Source organism: Sulfurimonas sp., assembly GCF_028694895.1.
In the GTDB taxonomy this organism is placed as follows: domain Bacteria; phylum Campylobacterota; class Campylobacteria; order Campylobacterales; family Sulfurimonadaceae; genus Sulfurimonas.
The window spans coordinates 1-21,003 of the sequence record NZ_JAQVKA010000022.1; the positions used below are offsets into that span (position 1 = coordinate 1).

Annotated in this window: 24 protein-coding genes; 5 read left to right on the plus strand and 19 right to left on the minus strand. The window is 34.6% G+C overall.

Features of this window, described 5'->3' with window-relative positions:
* Nucleotides 1–165: 165 nt before the first annotated feature.
* The 16 genes from PHI38_RS04505 to PHI38_RS04580 all read right to left on the minus strand — a co-directional run bounded on the left by PHI38_RS04505 (nucleotide 166) and on the right by PHI38_RS04580 (nucleotide 13,548).
* Nucleotides 166–810 carry a Tfp pilus assembly protein FimT/FimU gene (locus tag PHI38_RS04505; protein WP_299853293.1) on the minus strand — a complete coding sequence of 215 codons (645 nt, stop codon included), beginning with the start codon at nucleotides 808–810 and terminating at the stop codon, nucleotides 166–168.
* Between the two features lie 132 nt (nucleotides 811–942).
* Nucleotides 943–2,757 carry a citrate/2-methylcitrate synthase gene (locus PHI38_RS04510; protein WP_299853295.1) on the minus strand — a complete coding sequence of 605 codons (1,815 nt, stop codon included), beginning with the start codon at nucleotides 2,755–2,757 and terminating at the stop codon, nucleotides 943–945.
* 9 nt (nucleotides 2,758–2,766) lie between these two features.
* Nucleotides 2,767–4,101, minus strand: a complete 1,335-nt coding sequence (locus tag PHI38_RS04515; protein ID WP_299853297.1) for an ATP citrate lyase citrate-binding domain-containing protein — start codon at nucleotides 4,099–4,101, stop codon at nucleotides 2,767–2,769.
* Nucleotides 4,102–4,188: 87 nt separating this feature from the next.
* The gene (locus PHI38_RS04520) at nucleotides 4,189–5,382 is read right to left on the minus strand and encodes a hypothetical protein (protein WP_299853299.1); all 1,194 of its coding nucleotides are present in this window, start codon (nucleotides 5,380–5,382) and stop codon (nucleotides 4,189–4,191) included.
* The gene (locus tag PHI38_RS04525) at nucleotides 5,379–5,948 is read right to left on the minus strand and encodes an aminodeoxychorismate/anthranilate synthase component II (protein ID WP_299853301.1); all 570 of its coding nucleotides are present in this window, start codon (nucleotides 5,946–5,948) and stop codon (nucleotides 5,379–5,381) included. Before PHI38_RS04525 ends, PHI38_RS04520 begins: the two co-directional genes overlap by 4 nt.
* A gap of 83 nt (nucleotides 5,949–6,031) precedes the next feature.
* Nucleotides 6,032–6,826, minus strand: a complete 795-nt coding sequence (locus PHI38_RS04530; RefSeq protein WP_299853303.1) for an ABC transporter permease — start codon at nucleotides 6,824–6,826, stop codon at nucleotides 6,032–6,034.
* Nucleotides 6,827–6,832: 6 nt separating this feature from the next.
* Nucleotides 6,833–8,719 carry a flagellar hook-associated protein FlgK gene (flgK, locus tag PHI38_RS04535; RefSeq protein WP_299853305.1) on the minus strand — a complete coding sequence of 629 codons (1,887 nt, stop codon included), beginning with the start codon at nucleotides 8,717–8,719 and terminating at the stop codon, nucleotides 6,833–6,835.
* 1 nt (nucleotide 8,720) lies between these two features.
* Nucleotides 8,721–9,149 carry a hypothetical protein gene (locus PHI38_RS04540; protein ID WP_299853307.1) on the minus strand — a complete coding sequence of 143 codons (429 nt, stop codon included), beginning with the start codon at nucleotides 9,147–9,149 and terminating at the stop codon, nucleotides 8,721–8,723.
* 30 nt (nucleotides 9,150–9,179) lie between these two features.
* On the minus strand, nucleotides 9,180–9,389 hold the full coding sequence (locus PHI38_RS04545) for a flagellar biosynthesis anti-sigma factor FlgM (protein ID WP_299853309.1): 210 nt from the start codon (nucleotides 9,387–9,389) through the stop codon (nucleotides 9,180–9,182).
* A 72-nt stretch (nucleotides 9,390–9,461) separates the two neighbouring features.
* Nucleotides 9,462–9,764 carry a rod-binding protein gene (locus PHI38_RS04550; protein WP_299853311.1) on the minus strand — a complete coding sequence of 101 codons (303 nt, stop codon included), beginning with the start codon at nucleotides 9,762–9,764 and terminating at the stop codon, nucleotides 9,462–9,464.
* On the minus strand, nucleotides 9,764–10,819 hold the full coding sequence (locus PHI38_RS04555; protein WP_299853313.1) for a flagellar basal body P-ring protein FlgI: 1,056 nt from the start codon (nucleotides 10,817–10,819) through the stop codon (nucleotides 9,764–9,766). Before PHI38_RS04555 ends, PHI38_RS04550 begins: the two co-directional genes overlap by 1 nt.
* Nucleotides 10,820–10,864: 45 nt before the next feature.
* Complete coding sequence (rsmD, locus tag PHI38_RS04560; RefSeq protein ID WP_299853315.1) at nucleotides 10,865–11,455, minus strand: 16S rRNA (guanine(966)-N(2))-methyltransferase RsmD; 591 nt, start codon at nucleotides 11,453–11,455, stop codon at nucleotides 10,865–10,867.
* Nucleotides 11,445–11,834 carry a hypothetical protein gene (locus PHI38_RS04565; RefSeq protein WP_299853317.1) on the minus strand — a complete coding sequence of 130 codons (390 nt, stop codon included), beginning with the start codon at nucleotides 11,832–11,834 and terminating at the stop codon, nucleotides 11,445–11,447. The genes rsmD and PHI38_RS04565 overlap by 11 nt, the downstream gene beginning before the upstream one ends.
* A gap of 55 nt (nucleotides 11,835–11,889) precedes the next feature.
* The gene (locus PHI38_RS04570) at nucleotides 11,890–12,594 is read right to left on the minus strand and encodes a 3'-5' exonuclease (RefSeq protein ID WP_299853319.1); all 705 of its coding nucleotides are present in this window, start codon (nucleotides 12,592–12,594) and stop codon (nucleotides 11,890–11,892) included.
* Nucleotides 12,588–13,127 (minus strand): hypothetical protein, encoded by a 540-nt coding sequence (locus tag PHI38_RS04575; RefSeq protein WP_299853321.1) that lies wholly within the window; start codon nucleotides 13,125–13,127, stop codon nucleotides 12,588–12,590. The genes PHI38_RS04570 and PHI38_RS04575 overlap by 7 nt, the downstream gene beginning before the upstream one ends.
* Nucleotides 13,120–13,548: a hypothetical protein gene (locus tag PHI38_RS04580; protein WP_299853323.1), complete on the minus strand. Its 429-nt coding sequence runs from the start codon at nucleotides 13,546–13,548 to the stop codon at nucleotides 13,120–13,122. The genes PHI38_RS04575 and PHI38_RS04580 overlap by 8 nt, the downstream gene beginning before the upstream one ends.
* An 88-nt stretch (nucleotides 13,549–13,636) precedes the next feature.
* Between PHI38_RS04580 and murA the strand changes: the two genes are divergently transcribed.
* Nucleotides 13,637–14,911, plus strand: coding sequence for a UDP-N-acetylglucosamine 1-carboxyvinyltransferase (murA, locus tag PHI38_RS04585; protein ID WP_299853325.1), 1,275 nt, complete (start codon nucleotides 13,637–13,639; stop codon nucleotides 14,909–14,911).
* Here the strand turns inward: murA and PHI38_RS04590 are convergent, their stop codons facing one another.
* Together PHI38_RS04590 and PHI38_RS04595 are read right to left on the minus strand one after the other, a co-directional pair.
* Entirely contained in the window at nucleotides 14,912–15,289 is a 378-nt protein-coding gene (locus PHI38_RS04590; RefSeq protein ID WP_299853327.1) for a helix-turn-helix transcriptional regulator, read from the minus strand. It abuts the gene before it with no gap.
* A gap of 3 nt (nucleotides 15,290–15,292) precedes the next feature.
* Nucleotides 15,293–16,162, minus strand: coding sequence for a DnaJ C-terminal domain-containing protein (locus PHI38_RS04595; RefSeq protein ID WP_299853328.1), 870 nt, complete (start codon nucleotides 16,160–16,162; stop codon nucleotides 15,293–15,295).
* Between the two features lie 116 nt (nucleotides 16,163–16,278).
* On the opposite strand from PHI38_RS04595, the gene PHI38_RS04600 reads away from it, so the two are divergent.
* A complete protein-coding gene (locus PHI38_RS04600) occupies nucleotides 16,279–17,397 on the plus strand; it encodes a metallophosphoesterase (protein ID WP_299853330.1) in 1,119 nt (372 codons plus the stop codon).
* Nucleotides 17,398–17,432: 35 nt separating this feature from the next.
* Here PHI38_RS04600 and purH read toward each other — a convergent pair whose 3' ends face one another.
* The gene (gene purH / locus PHI38_RS04605) at nucleotides 17,433–18,971 is read right to left on the minus strand and encodes a bifunctional phosphoribosylaminoimidazolecarboxamide formyltransferase/IMP cyclohydrolase (protein WP_299853338.1); all 1,539 of its coding nucleotides are present in this window, start codon (nucleotides 18,969–18,971) and stop codon (nucleotides 17,433–17,435) included.
* Between the two features lie 155 nt (nucleotides 18,972–19,126).
* Here purH and PHI38_RS04610 point away from each other — a divergent pair, with 155 nt between their 5' ends.
* The 3 genes from PHI38_RS04610 to PHI38_RS04620 all read left to right on the plus strand — a co-directional run.
* On the plus strand, nucleotides 19,127–20,086 hold the full coding sequence (locus PHI38_RS04610; RefSeq protein ID WP_299853332.1) for a 6-phosphofructokinase: 960 nt from the start codon (nucleotides 19,127–19,129) through the stop codon (nucleotides 20,084–20,086).
* Nucleotide 20,087: 1 nt separating this feature from the next.
* Nucleotides 20,088–20,399, plus strand: coding sequence for an NGG1p interacting factor NIF3 (locus PHI38_RS04615; protein ID WP_299853334.1), 312 nt, complete (start codon nucleotides 20,088–20,090; stop codon nucleotides 20,397–20,399).
* 83 nt (nucleotides 20,400–20,482) lie between these two features.
* On the plus strand, nucleotides 20,483–21,003 hold a 521-nt coding region (locus PHI38_RS04620), incomplete at its 3' end, for an MOSC domain-containing protein (protein ID WP_299853336.1).

The window sequence follows — 21,003 nt, forward strand, 5'->3', positions numbered from 1 at the left end:
TTTTCTAGTTATTAAAGTCTATTTACTTGCTTAGTTTTCAATGATCTCAAACTACACTTATAAGCCCCTACTCGAAGCTTAGATGCCTAAACTTTAGGTCTCTGTGTTTGTGGATGGGAATTATAGAGAAGGGTTGCTTAGAAGGGGCTTAATATTGTAGGGGAATTACAGACAATTTGTATTCGTCTTATCTAGTATACAAGCATATCCAGATTCTGGATGAACTCTTATAGCTACTGAAGCTCCGTTGGTATCTGTAAGTGTTAAATCACAATTGCCAGTTATTAGGTATTGAACTGCTGATGTTGAGTTACTAACACCTGAATAAGGTCTTCCTAAATGGTCAAACGAGAAGACTCCTCTATTTGATGTTACTAAACTACCATCAGCAGTAAAACAGCTTTGAACTATTCCAGTATTATCTCCGACAATATTATAGCTTCTTGTTAAATCTGCATCTTTATAATCTAAAAATCCATCCATTCCCTCTCCAGTCAAAGGATCTATGGCCCGCTCTCCATTGTTAACATTGCCTTGTGTATTCACTGAATCAGAGAAAATTACATATCCACTAGCACCACTATTTCTTCTAAATCTTATCTGCCATCTTTCTCTGTACCAATCTGCATCATTTACATCAAACTTATCATCTACCATAGCTAAATGCTGTGTGTATCTTATATGTGATACGACTTGTGTTGCAGCTTCTTGAAGTTTATCTGAGCCAGTTCTTGGAATAACTATTGCAGCTAATATACTAATTACAACAATTACAAAAATCAACTCCATCATGGTAAATGCTTTTTTCATAAATAATCCAATAAACGTATTTGTTAGGTAAGTATATCAAAAAAGATGCAAAAAAAGTGAAAGACTATAAGTGGGGGTTATAAAGAAAAATGATTCAAGGAGGACTCTCCTTGAATCAAAAATAGAAGTTTGTTATAAGTTTTCTGCTAGCTTAACATCATATAAAATATCATCTGTCGGATGTCTGTACATTGGCATTCCTAGGCGTTTTTCATCTAAAATATGTCCAATAAATCCAATACTTCTTCCTAAAATAAAGAATGCATTTAGAGCGCCTGCATTTATAAATACATCAATCTCATCATCTTTATATCCAAGTGCTCTCCACATATCTACCATTAAGATACCTATTGTTCCATCAACATTTAAGATAAGGTTCTCTTTTTTAGATGTTGTAAGTTGCTCAATTGTCAAAGCATAATCAAGAAGTGGAGTAGATGGGAAGTTTGCAGCAGCAAATTTCTTTAATCCCTCAACACGTAAATCTGGGTTTTTAAGTGACTTAATTCTATGACCAATTCCTGGGATTGGAATACCCTCTTTTTTCATGTGATTTAAGAAATCATTTGGACTCATACCGTTATTGCTAGCGTATTTAAAGTACTTCGCTGCATCATCAATTGCTCCACCAAAACGAGGCCCAATTGTAAGAAGTCCTGAAATTAGTGAACTGATAACATCTTTACCAGCGCGAGCTGTAACTTTAGCGTTATGAGCACCTGAAACAGCTGGTCCATGATCTGCCACTGTTTTTAGAACTGTTTCTAAAAAGTCAACAGCCCATCTTGGGTAGCGTTTTTTGAACCATAAGATACTCATTACATCGCCAATAGTAAACCCTGTATCTGGCGTTGCAACTGAGCTGATTGGGTAACCACAGTAGTGAGCCTCATCACCTCTATCATCAGAAATAGTACAGATGAATTGCTTAGACTTTCTTACACTTGGACATACATTTATAGAAGGTTCTTCTATATCTTTGATAATTCCTTGTGCATGAAGTTCATGATAAACTGCACTTATAATCTCTGGTAGATTATTAAATGATGCAGGAACATGAATACCAACTTCTTTCATTGCTTTATTCTTAGCTTCAGCTGTTTCGCTATCTGCGTTTGCCGATGCGCCAGCGTGACCAAACTGAACACCACTGTCATAGTACTTAGCAATTGTGCCTATACACCAAGCGATAACTGGTTTTTTAATTTTTCCACTTTTTACAGCTTCAATAACTTTATACTCTTCAGTTCCACCAACTTCACCTAAAAGTAACATGTACTTTACTTCAGGATTTGCTTCCATTCTTAGAAGGTTATCTATAAATACAGATCCAACAAATCTGTCTCCACCAATTGCAACACCCTCAGCAATACCATCAGCATTAATTGCGATAATGTTTGAGAGCTCATTGAAAAGACCACCTGAACGAGTCACAAGTCCACAAGAACCTGCACGGTGAAGTTTTGACTGAACAATATTTTCAATCGTTCCGCCAATATTTGCAATTTTAAATGCACCTGGAGCTATAGCACCAACTGTTGCTGGTCCAATGATAGTTACATTTTTTTCTCTTGCAGTTGCATTCATCTTACGAGCTAATCTCTCAGGGATTCCCTCAGCTGTAACCATAATAGATGTAAAACCACCAATTTCAAGTGCTTCCATAGTTACATCGTATGCTGTTCTAAATGATGCAAAGTTTAAAAGAACATCAGCTTGAGGCTGTGCTGCTTTTGCTTCTGTTGTATTTCTATAAAGAGGAATCATAATCTCATCTGGACCATAAAAAAACTTATCAAATTTAGAATTACTTGTAGGAGCTACGATAGCTGCAACTGAAGGTTTTTTTCTTTTAATAGTATAGTCATAATCTAGCATTCTTTGAATAGCACTTGCGTTGTTATTCCAAAAAATTGCTTGTGTATCTCTAGTATATAATTGTGCCATCTTATTTCCTTACTTTGTTAGTGCCATACGCACGATATCAGTCACATGCGTCTCTGGACCATAAACTTCTATATAAAGGCCTAGTCTATCCGCTGCTTCTTTAATATCTTTTAGACCTTTTTCATAGTTTGGTCCACCGCGTCTAACATAGATTTTAATGCCAACTTTTTTCATCTTATCAGCGTATAATTCAAACGCTTGGATAATTCCTGTAAATGTTTTAGCAACATCAGTAAAGTTTGCAATAGCTCCACCAATAATCAATACTTTATCTCTACCTTTAACATCTTTTGTTCTTGTCATAAGATCTAAAACAGTCTCAGCATAAAATTTTGTCTCACTTGTAGTTGGTCCACCAGAATATTCACCATAGTTAGCTAAATCTTCGATACCAGCAAAATCAGCGATAGTATCAGCATAAACAACTGAAGCTCCACCACCAGCAACCATAGTCCAAACTCTTGCTTCTGGTTTTAAGATCGTAAGCTTTAATGAAGCACCTGATTTACTATCAGCGTCTTCTATAGCTAAAACCTCAGGAGATTTTTCTTCCATACCAAAAGAAGTTGGGAAATCTACATCACCCCACTCTTCTCTCATCATAAAGCCAGCAGTATCATCAAGTTTTGCAACCATATCTAGTAGTTCAACTTTTTTACCTTGAAGAACGAATGGATTGATCTCTAAATATGCAAAGTTAAGCTCTCTGTATGCTCTAAAGAAGCCTATTGCAAACTCAGCAAATGCGTCTTTGTCTTTAGCAGCAACATCTTTTGGAATACTTGCTTTGATTTTTTTCTCAATCTCTTCTTCTGTTGCAGTAATTGGAAATGACACTTCTGTAACTTTGTCCCAATTCTCTTCAACTTCCATTCCACCCTCAGCAGACATGTATAAAACATCATCATCGCCAACGCATGTTGCAGAAATATAATACTCTTCTTCTTGAGAGTGAGGAGTAAAAGGCTCAACTATAAAATGAGTCAACATATCAACTTTTGCTTCGCCACTAGGAGTGTCGCCATCAAATGAAAAATATACAGATTGCTTTTCGCCTGCTTTTTCATCAATCCAAGATGATGCTTTAGCTAAAGAGACATCACCTGGTTTAGCATCTTTAAAAAGAACTAAACCATTTTTTCCTCTTTTACCAAATAGCATATCTGGTTTAGCAACTAATGTTTTACCTTTTAACCATGTCTTCTCTTTTGCAGCTTTTTTAAGTTCTGATCCATTTTGAACCATAACTGTTTCATATGCATAAGAAAAATTTGGAAAATATTTATCCCAATGCTTAGCCAAAATTGACTTTGCGTCAAATTCTCTAATCGCCTTTTGAGCCATTGCAACTCCCTGTTTTTAATATTTCCAGAATAGTATCACATGTTGATTAATCTCATGGCATTTGAGAGGCATAACTGCTTTATAGATTTAATTTATGTTTATATTTGTAACGTTAGCAGAATAAACCACTCTATTTTTGTAACTAATTGTTACATTATCTTGAACTGATTCTCCTAAATAATTTTCTTGAAGAATATAGCTGTTGCATTTAGTTACACCATAAAATTCTAATCTTTTAGCCATTTTTGTGCTTGTATCTACACAATCAATTCCTCTTGCTTTTAGCTCCTTGGAGAGTTCTTTTGCTACATGCATATTGTATGAAAAATGTTTTTTTGGTTCATCTATTACTAGATAAAGGTATTTATTTAAAAAAACAACTGAACTATTGATAAATAGCAATACTAGTGATACCAAAAACATAAATTTATAGTTTTTTCTAAAAATATTCAGACGTACTCTATATGAGTGTTCAAACGTTTGTGCTACGAGCGGAAGCGCTAAGATAACATAAGGTGCAAAGTACTCTATCTCTATACGTTGTCTAAAAGAAAGAATTAACGATAAAACAAGCGTAAAAGCAGTAATAAACCATAACATATCAATATCTTTTGTCAAATACCTTCTATATAAAACATAAAAAAGATACACAAAAATTACTGGGGTGAAAATTGCTGCATAAATACCCAAAGACTCAATAAAATAACCTCTTGGAGAACCATGCATATCAATTCCATAAATGGATAATGAGCCTATGATAAGAGCTATATTTAAAATGAAGAGGTTTCTGTTTTTTGAGTAAATTGCAAAAATTGCAAGTGAGCTAAAAAGATAGACAAAATTGCCATCAAGAAACATATAAAGAATCAAAAGTATATAAATATATGACTTTGTTACTCTCTCATAAAGATATAAAAAAAGAAGGAGAGAAAATAGAATAAATCCTGCATCATTAACAATGATTCCTGCACTCATTACGCCTGGTAAGAAGATAAAAACAACAAGTAACCAAAGCCTGTTTCTCTGTATTTTCAAATATTTTTTAGAGATTTTATAAAGTAAAAGTGCACTAAGTAAATGAAGTATAATCATAGGCAATCTAAGGGCAAAATCATTTTGTCCAAAAAAATAAAATGAAGTTTTTATCAAAGCTTGAAGAAATGAGAAATCACCATTTAACAGAAGTGTTTCGTTGTAAGAAATGGATAGCTCGCCTATTTGAAAAATCAACAATAACGCATCTAGCGTTAAAAGTAAAAATAGGACAAGCCTTGCGCTCATAGTTTTAAAAAGTTTCCTATCATCTCATGCCCATATTCACTCATAATAGACTCTGGATGGAATTGGACACCATATATCTCTTTGTCTTTTATTTTTAAAGCCATTATTTCATTATCATCTTTGCTATATGCCATCGGTTCAATAACATCTGACATAGAATTTTTATCAACGATAAGAGAGTGATACCTTGTTGCTATAAACTCTTGAGGTATGTCTTTAAAGATGGCGCAATCTCCTGTTCTTTTCATAGTAGAGGTTTTACCGTGCATCATATTTTTAGCGCGTACAACTTTTGCTCCAAAAGCTTGTGCAATACTTTGATGCCCTAAACAAATCCCTAGAATTGGTACTTTATCTTTAAAATGTTCTATAACTTTTAGAGTAACTCCTGCATCATCAGGAGTTGCAGGACCAGGAGAGATAATTATTTTTTCTGGCTTAAGTGCTTCAATCTCTTCAATACTTAATTCATCGTTTCTAATTATCTTTAAATCAGCTCCCAATTCTCTACAATATTGAACGATGTTATATGTAAAACTATCATAATTATCAATCATTAAAATCATATTATTATCCACTTACTTTAATTAAAGGAATTATATCCACAATTAAATTGGTTTTAAATAAAGCATATTTTGATGTTTTTAAACTATTTTATCTCTTTTTTATTTGTCAGCTGTTGCAGGTAATTTGAGATGTTTATAAGAGAAAAAGTGACTAAAAATATCATAAGTCCTGGAAAAAAGCTCACCCACCACGCTATCTCTACAACATCTTTTCCACTACTAAGGATAGTGCCCCAACTCATTTGAGGTGCCACAATACCAAGACCCAAGAAGCTAAGTCCTGACTCTGCAAGTATTGCTCCTCCTACGCCAAAAGTAAAACTAACAAAATATATAGGGGCTAAAAGTGGTGCATAATATTTAAAGAGTATCTTTAGTTTATCAACTTTTGCGATATTTAGTATCTTTATATAAGGCTGCGATGTTATTTTGAAGCTCTCTGAACGGATAAGTCTAGCCGTTGTCATCCAACCTGTGATAGAGATGATAACTATTAAAACCCATGAAGAAGCATTTACGTAACTGACTAATGCTAAAAGAAGAAAAAAGGTAGGAAAAGTTAAAAATAGGTCAACTAAAATGATAAAACCTTTATCAACGCCACCTTTAAAATAGCCAGCCATTGAGCCAAGTAAAAGCCCAATAATTGAAGCTATAAAAGCACTTCCCACCCCTATTAAGAGAGATGTTTTACCACCCTCAATCAACCTAGCTAAAATATCTCTACCAAGTCTATCTGTGCCTAAGAAATGTTCAAGCGATGGAGGGACTAAGATGGCATTACTATCGAGAACGTAAGCATCAAGTCCATAAAAAACAGAACCAAAAAATGAGAATATAAAAATGGATAGAAGTATAAAAATACTAAATCTTGGCATCAATCGTTACTGCTTAATTCCAAGAAGTGTTTGCATCATCTGATCTATTGTTGTTATTATTTTTGAAGCAGCACCATATGATGTTTGATACTTTATAAGGTTCGTTAACTCCTCATCTATACTTACTTTTGAGATAGAAGAGTACTCTAACTCAGTCGCGTTAAATTGAGCAGTAATAGTTTGATTATTTAAAATAGCATCTTTTGTTCTTACACCCACTTCTGTTGCTACAACATCAAACATTCCATACATAGTTGTCTCATACTTCATATCTCCAACTTTAAAAGAGTAAACCTCAAATTGTTGTTGGACCATATCTAAAGAGAGTGTATTATCTCCAGAAGCTGATGTTTTTCCTGCTTTTATCTTTGTTGGATTATCTATAAAATCATTATTTAAATTTATATCTTTAGCATCTTTTCCATCAAAGAATTTACTAAGCCCAAGAGCACCTGCAAAATTTGAACCAGAGTCAAACCTATCAGTTTTAAGATTATCTTCTATTGAAAACGAGTATCCTTTTGAAGCATAATTAGAATCCATTACTAAGTCTAATGCACTTCCTCCACTTGGATATGTAGCCCAATGAAACTGAATAAAATCATCAACATCATTGTTCGCATTTGAGTCTGCATTATCATCTTTTTGCGCTGTTATCTGCGCCTCTACAGAGTTTGAGCCTGTTGCTCCTGTCATTGTAGTTAAAGAGTTAATATCAATAGTTCTTCTTGCTGTCTCTTTTCCATCAATATCATAGATTATAATATCAAAAGCACCATTTTTTACATTTAATGATGAATCCAATATTGGCTGTGTCGGGTTCATTTCTAAACTGTTCGAAGTCATACGCTGAGTAGCATTTGATGCATAAATATTATTTGTAGATTCAATAAGGGTTGCAGAAAAAGCATTAAGCTCATCTAAAACTTTTTGCAGCGTTCCATTTGATGGTGCTCCTGATGAATCTCCTTCAATTTTATCGCCTCTAAGATCAAGTATAGCACCTATTCTTCCACCTGAAATTCTCTCATCCATTGGAATTAAAACGCCATCTTGTCTCTCGTATGAAAGTTCATAAAAACCGTTTGAATTGTTCTGACTTGATATATGGATTGGATGATAAGATCCACCATCTACTAGATTAAATCCATTTACCATTAGAGTATAACTACCATTTTTCTCATTAGACGAACTACTTATTACATTATTGGATTTTGTCTCTCCACTAAAAGATTCTGCTCCTATAAGTTTTGCTAAACTTAACTCTATAGAGTTTCTTTTATCTCTTAAGTCATTTGCAGTAAACGTATCTCCAGCTTCAGCAATTTCTATTGAAATATTTACATTAGCAAGCTCTTTTGCCAGAAGATTAACTTCGTCTACATTTACTTTTAGTTGTGAATTTAGAGTTGATTGAAGATCATAAATTTTATTTTGAGTAGAAGTAATACTACTTGATACGGCTTCTGTCTGTTTTGCAAGAGATAACTTTATAGCATCATTATCAGGGTTATCAGCAAATGTCTGCCACATGTTGTAGTAATCTTGTAAGTCAGATTTTATACCAACACCATCAATCTCTGGAAAATATGTCGAGAGTGTCTCTAATGTAGTTTTTGTATAATCAGAATACTCTTTATCTGCTGAAATGCCTGTGTATCTATCATAAACAAAGCTATCAAATATCCTAGCAATATCCATAATTTGTGTGCCATTTCCAACATTTCCTGGAGCCATATTCACAGGAGTAGAAGCGGCTGTCACAACTCTTTGTCTTGTATAGCCTTCGCTTTCTGCATTTGTTATATTATGACTTGTTGTAGACACGCCCGCTTGCGCGGCAGTAAGCCCACTGTAACCGATATTTAATGTGTTAAATATAGATGAGCCCATGTTACACTCTCACTTTTAGAATTGTTGAATCTTTTGAAGCAACTCTGCTGTAGCCTTGCATCTCTGTTGGAACTAATCTCTCTAAAAAAGTATTGTAAAGGTTGCTAACAGCTAATACCAACTTAGCATAACGCTTGTTTGCATCTCTGAGATTTTGGAGCTCTACTTTTAGCTCTGCTAGATATTCATGTTGTTCTTCATTTAAAAGTTCCGGCAATTCTGCACTTGGATTTGCACTTATAAGAGATGCTATTTCATGGTCAATCATAGCTTTTTTTGACTCAAAGCTCTTTAGCTTCTCCTCTTTTAGCTTTAATCTATCAAACTGAGGATTATGATTTGCTACCTTTATATCTTCCACATCTGATTCAGTAATTTTAATCAAATCTCTGAGGTCGCTAAGAGCACTTTGTAAATGATAAGAAAGCATAATCTAATCCTTTTTGTATGTTTAAAAAACCTACAATAACTCTTGAGCAATCTTCTCTGAGAGTGTTTGTAGATTTATTTTGTATTGGCCAGAAGCAATGGCCTCTTTTATCTGTTCTACTCTACTAGTATCTCCCTGTTTTGAAACATTTAGAGCACCTTTTTGTAGAACTTCCTTATCTTCTGTAAAACTGTTAGCATAAGCGCTACGGATGTTTGCACTATTTAATTGTGAAATCATTCTTTTATCCTTTTTTTCTTTCGCTTGTCGCGATAATTATATTCAACTATATCGACACATTAAAGAAAAATTTTAACGCTTTTGACTCAAATAATCATATAACATTTGAGAAAATCCAAATCCGCCAGCACTTGCCTTTGCTAACTCTTCTCTATACATAGATTTGTATATTTTATCGCCTGGATCATTCTCTTGAGTAAAGAGATTTTTTTCATCCTGCATTGCATTATCCATCATCATCTTCAAAATAACAGACTCAAACGCATCTGTTTGTTCTCTTAACTCTTTATTTTCAGCTTTTGGATCAATTTTTGGAATCACGTGTTGCTGCGATATAAACGCGGCTTGTAAGTCTATAGAGTTTGTGCCTTGCATCATATCAACTTCAATTCAGCAGAGATGCTTCCAGCACTCTTCATAGCTTCTAAGATAGAGATAATGTCTTTTGGCGTAGCTCCAAGCTTTTGAAGTGAGCGAACAAGATTTGCAACTGTTGTTGTGCCCTCTTTTGTATAGAGTTCGTTTTCATTAAGTCCTATTATCATATTTTCATCTACAACCATTGAACCTGCTGGTCTACTTGGAACATTTTGTTCTGTAATCTTTATCGTTATATCACCATGAGTCATAATAATAGGCTTTATATGAATGCCCACACCCGAGACGATTGTTCCAGTCCTCTCATTTATAACTATTCTATCTTGAACGCTATAATTCATATCAACTTCTTGAACTTCTGCTAAAAACTCTATCATTGTTTTGTCTGATGGTTTTTTTAACTTTACAGTTCTTGAATCCATGGCAACTGCTACCTCTGTTGAGTAGTAATTATTTAGGCTTTTTTGAATTGATACACTATTTTGGAAATTTGCCTCTTTAAGCGAGAGAGTTACATACTCTTGGTTGTAAAGATCAATCGCTATCTCTCTCTCAACCAATCCACCATCATAAATAAGTCCAGCAGTAGGATGAGATTCTCCAGCACCCTTAGCGTTTCTCCCACCGATACTAACAGCTCCTTGAGCAAGAGCGTAGATTTTACCATCTACTCCTTTTAGCGGAGTCATCAGAAGTGTTCCACCCTCAAGTGACTTTGCATCTCCAATTGAAGATACTGTAATGTTTATCTTATCGCCTTGTCTTGCAAATGGTGCAAGTTCTGCAGTTACCACAACTGCTGCAACGTTTTTTGATTTTATATCGATAGGTTTCATATCAATATTCATAGCTTTTAACATGTTAGCAATTGATTGAAGTGTAAATTTTGAAGTCGTACCATCTCCAGTTTTTTGAAGACCAACAACTAAGGAGTAACCTATAAGATGGTTATCTCTTACACCAACAATACTAGCTACATCACTAATCTTAGCACCAAAGAGTGCTGTATGAAAAAGAATTGAAGCCGTAAATAAAAATAGAATTTTTTTCATCGTATATCCTTAAATATAGGGATATAGAGCAAAAGTTATTCCACTTTACTCACTTTGTAGGTATGTGAGAGTTGTATTTCCAAATTTTTTGACTTTTTTTACACTAAAAGGTCCTATTTCATCTCGAATTATGAGCGTGCTCATATGTTCTATGATAATAAGCTTTACACACTCTTTTGGAAGTGATGCTATAAGGGAGATCATTTTGTCATAAATCTCTTCCATCCCATCTCTTATACTAAAAGGCGGGTCAATGTAAAAATATGCTTTGTGGTTTTTTTTCTCGAGGCCTTTTACAACTGTTGAGATATTTGAAAATGTATCTCCGCTATAAACTTCGCATGAGCTAGGATCAGTTTGAGCGATATTTTCTCGCAGCACTTTTAGAACTTCACTATTTTTTTCCATAAATATTATCTTAGCAGCCCCACGACTAAGCGCTTCAAGCCCGATTGAGCCACTCCCTGAGAAGAGTTCTACAAAGGTTGCATCTATGATTTCAAACTGGACTGTGTTAAAGAAAGATTCTAAAACTATTGCTTTTGAGCTTCTAGTTGTTGTTTTTGATGGTAGTTTTATCGTTTTGTTTTTAAATTTTCCAGAGACTATTTTTTTTGTTATAAGATTACTTTTCATAAAAAGCTCTTACTGCTCTTAAAATACTATCTTGATACTCTTTTGTCAGAGCTTCTATATGCTTCTGCAATATATCAAAATCCAGCCCAGAAACATCGTCTAGCTCATCTTCTTGATATATCTTGTTTAGATAGTGCAGATTTCCTTTGTTCATATCTTTGTATCGTCTCTCAAGGGCTAGGATTAGCTGAGATTTTGAAAAAGGCTTTATGAGGTCACTCTCTGCAGAACTTGAGATATAAAAAGATCTCTCATCATCAAGAACTTTAACATCACGCACAACAATATCACAATTTTTAAGTGAACTAAGGTGCTTTGATAAAAAAATTTCAAGTGATTTTTGTAAAAGCGGCGACTTACACTCAACTGCTATTCTCAAATATATTCCTTATAAGCTTTTCAAAATTTTATGACAAAAGTATAGCATAGCAACTTTATAAAAACCTACTTATGCTGTACCTTAAATCTTCATCCAAATCTTTGGCTTGTAAGAGCATCCACTCCAAATAACCTCTATCACACATGCTTATCTCTTCTATATATCGACCACTATATTTTCCAAACCCAAATTTTTCAATAAAAACGTTTTGAAAACTCAAAGAAGCTAACTCATTATGTTCTTTTATCTCTAATAGATATTCATATAAAAGCTTTGTATGCAGCGCGTCGCTGAGGGCATTATGAGGCAATAACTCTGCATTATACTTTAGAGCCTCTTTTTTTTCATCTTTGTAAAGTTTAAGTTCATATCTTAAAAATTGTAAAGAAAATTCCTCACACTCTGGGATAAGATGCTTGGTTACTCTTAGCGTATCAACTATTTGACCTTGCCACACAAAACCGCTTTGTCCTAGCATTTTAAGATCAAAATTTACGTTGTGTGCGATTATAGTTGAGTCTTGATTGTTGTGCTCTTGTAAAAGAGCCCAAGCCTCACTATCTTTGAGTTTTGGTCTATCTTTTATCATCTCATTTGTTATATGGTTTATACTTGAAGCTTTTGATGGCATTTTTTTGCCCTCATTAACAAGTTCATACTTTGAAAAAGTGCTCTCTTTACTAGTGCAAATTATTCCAATGGAGCAGATTTTATCACTGCTCTCGACTCCCGTTGTCTCTAAATCCAAAAAAATTAGCATTTATGTATCTTTACCTTTTTGCACCTTGAGCTCATTACTATAAAAGATATATACCCTGCTATGAGTATAAAGATATAAAGAGCATAGATATCAAACCACTCAAAGAGTCCGTTATATGATGAGAGCATATACGTATATGCAAGTGCAAAAATCATAAATGCACTTACAAGCCAGATAAGTAGCATCAACCATTTTCTCCATACTCTTATTAAATCTCCATAACCAATAGGTTTTATATAACTCTTCTCATCACAACTAAGGAGCTTTAACTCAAAGCCATTTATACAACTATTAAAGAGATATTTTAAACTCCTAAATAGCGCTATTAGTATGGTTAGTGGCCAAAATATCATAAACCAAAATTTTAAGATATCAAAAAGAGCTATATATACCTCATGAGTAAGCGCAAGAGCACCTTGAGAAAAATATAAGAAAAGTGTTAATAGTGCTGAGAGAAGAAGTGCAAGAAGTGTGCTACAAAGTGTAAGCCTAAGAGCCCATCTAAGCCAAAGAAGCAGAAAAAACTTACTCATCACTCTTAAAAGATTCTAGCATCGTATAGTAGTGTTCTAGCGTCATAAAACTCTTCTCAAATCTAAAACGGATGATAAACTCTATAACTTTGTTTTTTAGTTCTTCATCCACATTTTCTGCTTTTCCAAAGTAACCCAAAGATATGTTTTTACTCTTTACAACAGCATCTTTATCATAACCTATTGCAAGTATTTGAAGGTACTTACCCTTTTTTATCTCTCCTAGAGTTTCACTCAAAAGTGATGCACCAGAGAGATTTATAGCTTTGTAGTTAAATAGTTCGTTAAACTCTTCAACTTTTTGATTTATTCCTAACTCGTTGTAGAGCACTTCTAGTAGAACTAAATTGTCTTTTCTTGTACGCTCGTAACTAGAGATTTTATTTGTTAAATTTTTTAATCTATCTAAGGCTGAACTCATAATTTTTTCCTATCTTTACTTAGTAGTGATTATACCAAAAACGTAAAGTATTTTTGATATAATTTCAAACCTCAACAAAAAGATAACCATGGACTACTTACAAATAAAAAAAGCCTCTAAACTACATGGAGAAATAAAAATTTCTGGCGCAAAAAATGCGGCTCTTCCTCTTATTGCAATGAGCATACTTGCTAAAAATATAGTGACTATAAAAAATCTGCCAAATGTTGCAGACATTAAAACTCTTTTAAAACTCTTATCAAATTTAGGTGCACAAAACTCATCTTCTTGGGAAAACAGTGCTAATGTTACTACCATTGACACATCAACACTAAATCAGACAAAAGCCACTTATGACATAGTAAAAACAATGCGCGCTTCTATCTTAGTTCTTGGCCCAATACTAGCTAGGTTTGGACACTGTGAAGTATCTCTTCCTGGTGGATGTGCAATAGGACAACGTCCCGTTGATTTGCATCTAAAAGCTCTAGAGCAGATGGGCGCTGTAATAAACATAGAGGCTGGTTATATCCATGCTATAGCTCCAAATGGGCTAAAGGGGTGTAATATCATTTTTGATAAAATCACCGTAACAGGAACTGCAAATATAGTTATGGCAGCAGCTCTAGCAACTGGAGTGACCACCATTACAAATGCTGCTAGAGAGCCTGAGGTAGTTCAACTTTGTGAGATATTAAATGCCAGCGGAGTAAAGATTGAAGGGATTGAAACTGCGATTTTAACTATCCATGGAACGGGTGGAGAGCTTTTAGAGATTGCACCTTTTAGTGTAATCGCAGATCGCATCGAGGCGGGAACTTACCTATGTGCTGGAGCTATTACAAAATCTGAGCTTACTCTAAAAAATGTTAATGCAAAACATTTAGGCGCTGTGTTATCAAAACTAGAAGAGATGGGAAGTAAGTTTACTATAACAGATGACTCTATTACCATTCACCCCTCAGATGTTATCAAACATGTAAAGATAGTAACTCAAGAGTATCCTGCTTTTCCAACTGATATGCAAGCTCAGTTTCTTGCCCTTGCAACTCAAGCAGATGGAACTTCTATAATTGAGGAGAGATTATTTGAGAACAGATTTATGCACGTTAGTGAACTCCAAAGAATGGGTGCTGATATATCATTAAATGGAAATGTGGCAACGGTAAATGGCAAGTCAAAATTAAGTGGTACAGATGTTATGGCAACAGACTTAAGAGCTTCTAGTGCCTTGGTTTTAGCTGGTTTAGTAGCAGATGGTATTACTAACGTTCACCGTATTTACCATTTAGATCGTGGCTACGACTCATTAGAGAAAAAACTACAAAATGTAGGTGCAGATATTTCAAGACTAGCAGAGTAGTTATTTTTTAAAAATAATCATCTCATAGATACTTTTTTTAGCTACAAGAGCTTTATCATGAGATACGGTCTGGGTATTTTTAGCTCTCATAACCTCTTGTTTGAGTGTTAATATATCTTCTTCCATACTATCAACATTCTCTTTTAATCTTAAAATAATATCAACACCAGCGAGATTTACTCCAAGCTCGCGAGTAAGTCTTAGGATGAGTTTTATTCTATCTATATCTCTTTGTGAATAAAGTCTTATTTTTCCATTAGACCTTGAAGGAGTTACAAGATTTTCTCTCTCATACTGCCTAAGTGTTTGTGGATGTATCTCTAAAACTTTTGCAACTATGCTAATTAGATATACTGGCTCGTCATAATCATGAATCATCTCTTACTCCTTTGGTAGTTTTTCTTGCATTAATTCTACTAGTTTTTCATCAAGCTCTTCAACCTTTGGTAAAACTATGTTTGCCTCAAGATATAGGTTTCCGCGTTCTTTTGTTTTGCGGTTCATAGCACCCATCTCTTTTACACGAAATCTTTGGCCATTTTTTGTATTTTGAGGGATTTTTAACTTTATCTCTTTTTCTAATGTCTGGATAGTTACTTTTTCTCCAAAGAGTGCTGCATAAAGAGGAACATCAAACGTTTTAATCAAATCATCGCCGTCTCTTATATACTCTGGGTTTGCTGCTACATTTATCTTTAAGAAAAGATCTCCTGCGCGCCCACCTTGAGCATGCCCTTTGCCCTTAACACGCATCTTCTCTCCACTATTTACACCAGCAGGGATTTTTATATCAAAGCGCTCTCCATTTACTGAAACAGAGTGAGAACCACCAAGAATTGAGACATTAAAAGGGATGGTAACGCTTGTTTCTATATCAAGATTTGGTTGTTGCTGAGCAAAGCCGCCACCACCAAATGAAGAGCCACCAAATCCGCTAAATCCACCACCGCCAGAGAACATACTTCTTAGTATCTCATCCAAATCAGCATTTCCACCAGCATGTGAGCGTGAGAAATCATGAAAGTTTTGTCCACCAAACATACTATCGCCTTGTGCGTCATACTGAGCTTTTTTTGTTTTATCGCTTAGTATTTCGTATGCTGAGTTTATCTCTTTAAATTTATCCTCAGCACCCTTATCTTTGTTTACGTCTGGGTGATACTGTCTAGCTAGTTTTCTATACGCTTTTTTTATCTCTGCTTCTGTTGCACTCTCTGAGACTTCAAGTGTGTCATATAAAGATTTTGCCATATTTGTTTCCTAAAATATATATAATTTGATTCTTAAGCAGGATTATATCATAAGAGTTGAGCGGATGTCAATCAAGGTTGAGTTATTAGTTTAGTTTTCTTTGATATACTTCATACATGAACCCACAACTATTTTTCATCGCTTTTTTAGGCGTTTTCATTCTAATTAACATGTATATATCAAGAAGGTTTATAGCTCATCTTGATATAAAATCAATCCATAAATTTTACTTCCGTATCTTTTTATTTGTAAACTTTTTTGGCATTATCGGTTATATGCTAGGACGATATTATGCAGATTTTCCCAACTGGCTCTATTTTTTATTTTCTCTTCCTATTGGTGTGCTTTTCTTACTCTTTTGTACAGCTATCATCTATGATATATCAAGAGCTATTCTTAAGAGAATTCCTATCTCAAAAAGAAGAAGAGACTTTTTTAAACGCTCACTTGATATCTCTTCACTAGCTCTTGCCTCTACACTGAGTGCAAAATCTATCTACAATGCAAGAGATATAAAGCTTGAAAAAATTGATATAAATATAAAAAAGCTAAAAAAATCCTATAAAATAGCCCAACTAAGCGATATTCATATAGGCGGACTTATAGACAAAGCATTTATAAAAAACTTAGTTCTTAGAGTAAATACGCTAAAGGTTGATTTGGTTGTAATAACTGGGGATTTGATAGATATAGAGATGGATAGAGCTAAAGATATCTTAGCAGAACTTGGAAATTTGAACTCTACTTATGGAACTTTTTTTGTAGCTGGAAATCATGAGTATTTTCACGATATAGAAAAAATAATAGAGACTTTAAAAGGGCTTGATATAAGAGTTTTAGAGAATGAAAATGTATATATTGGCGAGGAAGATGAGGGATTTAATTTAGCTGGTGTTTATGATATCTTTGGATATAGAACAAACAACTATGTGCCGGATTTAAACAGAGCGTTAAAAGATTTAAAAAAATCTCCAACAGTTCTTTTAGCACATCAACCAAAATATATAGACGAGGTAACTGATAGTGTTGACTTGATGCTAAGCGGCCACACACACGGAGGACAACTATTTCCTTTTAGATTTTTAGTAAAGCTTCAACAGCCATACCTAAGTGGTCTGCATCAGCATAACAGAGAGTTGCAAATCTACGTAAATAAAGGTACAGGCTTTTGGGGTCCGCCAATGCGTCTTGGCGCTAGTAGTGAGATTACAGAGATAACGCTTGTTTGCACTTAAAGCTTGCTACATATAAGCTATATGTAGCTTATATATTAGTGTAAAAAGTGGCGAACTTCTGAGAAGTATAAGCTCATACCAAACTCATTTGCAGCTTCTATGATTTCATCATCTCTGATGCTTCCACCTGGTTCTATTACGCTCTTAACACCAGCTGCTGCGGCAGCGTCGATGCTATCACGAAATGGAAAAAAAGCTTCGCTTGCTAGTGCTGCTCCTGTTACATCAAGACCCATCTCTTTAGCTTTTTTAAGTGCGCACTGAGAAGCATCAACACGGCTTGTCATGCCCATACCAACGGCTACCATCGCAGAGTTTTTAACATATACAACACAGTTTGATTTTGTAAGAGATGCTACTTTGTAAGCTATCTCCATATCTTTTTTCTCTTGTTGTGTTGCCTCTTTGGTTGTCATTAATTTTGCATTTTTCACTTCATTTTCATTCACTTTATCAGCATCTTGATAAACAAAACCGCCATCTATATGTTTGAAGTCTTTCGTGTCATTTGCTAAAACAAGTTTGTCATGTCCCATCTCAAAGAGTTTTATACGTTTTTTAGAAGCAAATACTTCTTGCGCTTCTTCTGTTATACGCCCTGCTATGATTACTTCCAAGAAAATCTCATTCATCTTTAGAGCCAACTCTTTTGTAACAACACCATTTACCGCTACAACGCCACCAAAAGCAGAAACTGGGTCACATTTTAGTGCCTCTTCGTAAGCTTCTAGCAGAGTACCCTTTATAGCAAACCCACATGGATTTCCATGTTTTGTGATACAAACAGCGTTTTCTCCCCCAAAAGCTGAAGCAATTTTTACCGCTCCACTTAAATCATTTAGGTTGTTAAAGCTTGCTTCGCCTTTTAGAGTTTTAAAGTTGTTTGAATAGTGGTTGTCAAACTCGTACAAAGCTCCATTTTGATGAGGATTCTCACCATAACGAGTATCCATAACTTTACTTCCAACTATAAACTGCTTTTCTCCAAAACCGCCATTAAAACGCACATTCATGTAGTTTGCTATCATTGAGTCATAAGCCGCTGTATGCTCATACGCTTTTATCATTAAGTTGCGACGAAACTCTAGTGTATTTTTCTCATTCTCAAGCGCATCTATAACTCTTGCATAGTCACTCACATCAGTTACGATCATAACACTATCAAAGTTTTTTGCAGCGCTTCTAACCATTGCTGGCCCACCAATATCGATGTTTTCTATAATCTCTTCAAAATCATCAGTCTTCTCAATCGTTGCTTTAAAAGGGTAAAGGTTTACACAAACCAAATCAATAGCTTCAACGCCAAGCTCTGCGGCCTGATCAAGGTGTGATTGCTTATCTCTGCGGTGAAGTATTCCGCCATGAACATAAGGATTTAGAGTTTTAACACGTCCCTCAAAACACTCGGGAAATTTTGTAACTTCGTCTATCTCGATAGCTTTTATGCCATTTTCTACAAGTATCTTATACGTTCCACCAGTTGAGATAATCTCAAAACCATTTTTTACAAGCGATTTACAAAAATCTACCACTCCATTTTTGTCACTTACACTTACCAACGCTCTTTTCACTATTTTTCTCCTTCTCTAAGGAAGTGAATTCCTTAGATAATTCCTATCACTAAAGCTTTACCTATCGGCAAGAAAATAAGAGGAATTTTTAAATTGCGCAATTTTATCTAACTCGACTTTAGATAATGGTAAACTATAAGAAATTAACAAGGGGTTTGATGAAAAATATAGCTATTTTATGTTCTGGTGGTGATGTTAGTGGTATGAATCCAGCACTAAAACATTTTGTAGAGTATTCTTTACATAAAGGTTTATGCCCATATTTTATATATGATGGGCTTGAAGGATTGATAGATAATAAAATATACAAGGCCTCTCACAAACATGTAACAGGAATCATCAATCGTGGTGGAACAACTATAGGAAGTACTAGAAGCAAAAGATTTATGGATAAAAAATTTAGAGAAGTCGCAAAGAAAAACCTTGACGCGCTAAATATTGATATGTTAATTGTTTTAGGCGGAGATGGTTCATTTAGAGGAATGGATGTTTTTTACAAAGAACATAGCGTGAAGTTCTGCGGGATTCCTTCTACTATCGATAATGATATAAACGGCACAGAGTATTCTCTAGGCGTTGATACTGCACTAAACGTCATCAAAGGCTCAATTGACAACATCAGAGATACTGCATCCTCATTTTCAAGAGCTTTTGTGATTGAGACTATGGGAAGAGAGTGCGGTTATTTGGCTCTGGTTTCAGCACTTACGTGTGGAGCTGAGCTCTGTTTGATTCCTGAAGTTGCATATGATTTGAGAGAGTATGAAAAAAAGTTTAAAAAGCAAGTTCAAAGTGGTCGTAAATATTTTATAGCCGTGGTCTCTGAGGGGATAAAAGAGAGTTCGGCTGAGATAGCTTCTTGGTTTGAAGAAAAAGTTGGTGTTGAGTCTAGAGTTACTGTTTTAGGCCATACTCAAAGAGGTGGAAATCCTACGACATATGATAGATTAATGGCTTATAAATTTATAACCTATGCGATTGATGGATTGCTGGATGATAAAAATAGCAGTGTAATTTGCTATACAAAAAGAGGCTTTGAGTATAAAAGTATAGATGAAGTTACAGGTGCAAAATATCAACTCGATGGTGAACTTTTAAAGTTTTTAGAGAGATTTTAGAGTGTATAAACTAAACTTTTTTGTCCCAACTAAAGATAAAGAGAGAGTCAAAGAAGCACTCTTTAGAGTCGGTGTTGGAAGATATGAAAACTATGAGCATTGCAGTTTTGAGACACTTGGGAGTGGGCAGTTTAAACCTATAAAAGATGCACATCCACATATTGGTCAAGTTGATATTTTAGAGAAAGTAGAAGAGTATAAAGTCGAGATGATTTGCTCAGATGAGTTGATAAAAGAGGCTATAAAGGTTTTAAAAGAGACTCATCCTTATGAAGAAGTAGCATATGAAGTTTTTAGGATGGAAGTGTTTTAAACTTATTTATTGGTTACGCTCATATAAAATAATTTTCTTTTTCTTTTTTGTTACAATAATCTTTTTTACCCAAGGTTGTATCCATGAAAAGCAGTGTTATATCTATTCAAACTGGCAAGGTGAAAGCCTATGGCGATAAAGAGAGTGGTGAATTTTTAGACAAATATTGGCAGAGTGCTTTTTTTAAAGAGATAGTAAATTCTAAGATTTATGTTAGTAAAAATGGTCTTGCTGGAGATGAAGTAGCAGATAAAATCCATCATGGTGGATTAGAAAAAGCAGTTTTTGCGAACAGTTATGAGAACTATAAAGAGTGGAGAGAGTTTTTAGCTGTTAACGCCCTTCCCTTTGGCGCACTAGGAGAAAATCTTACTATTACAGGGCTTCATGAGAGTAGCGTATATCTGGGAGATATTCATAAGATAGGCTCAACACTTTTACAAGTCTCTCAACCAAGAAAACCTTGTTATAAAATTGCTAAGAGATGGAGTAACAAAAAATTTACAAATGAGATTTACATAACTGGACTTACCGGATGGTATTATAGAGTGCTAAAAGAAGGAGAGATAATCTCTGGCGATGAAGTCATAGTAAAAGGGAGTGA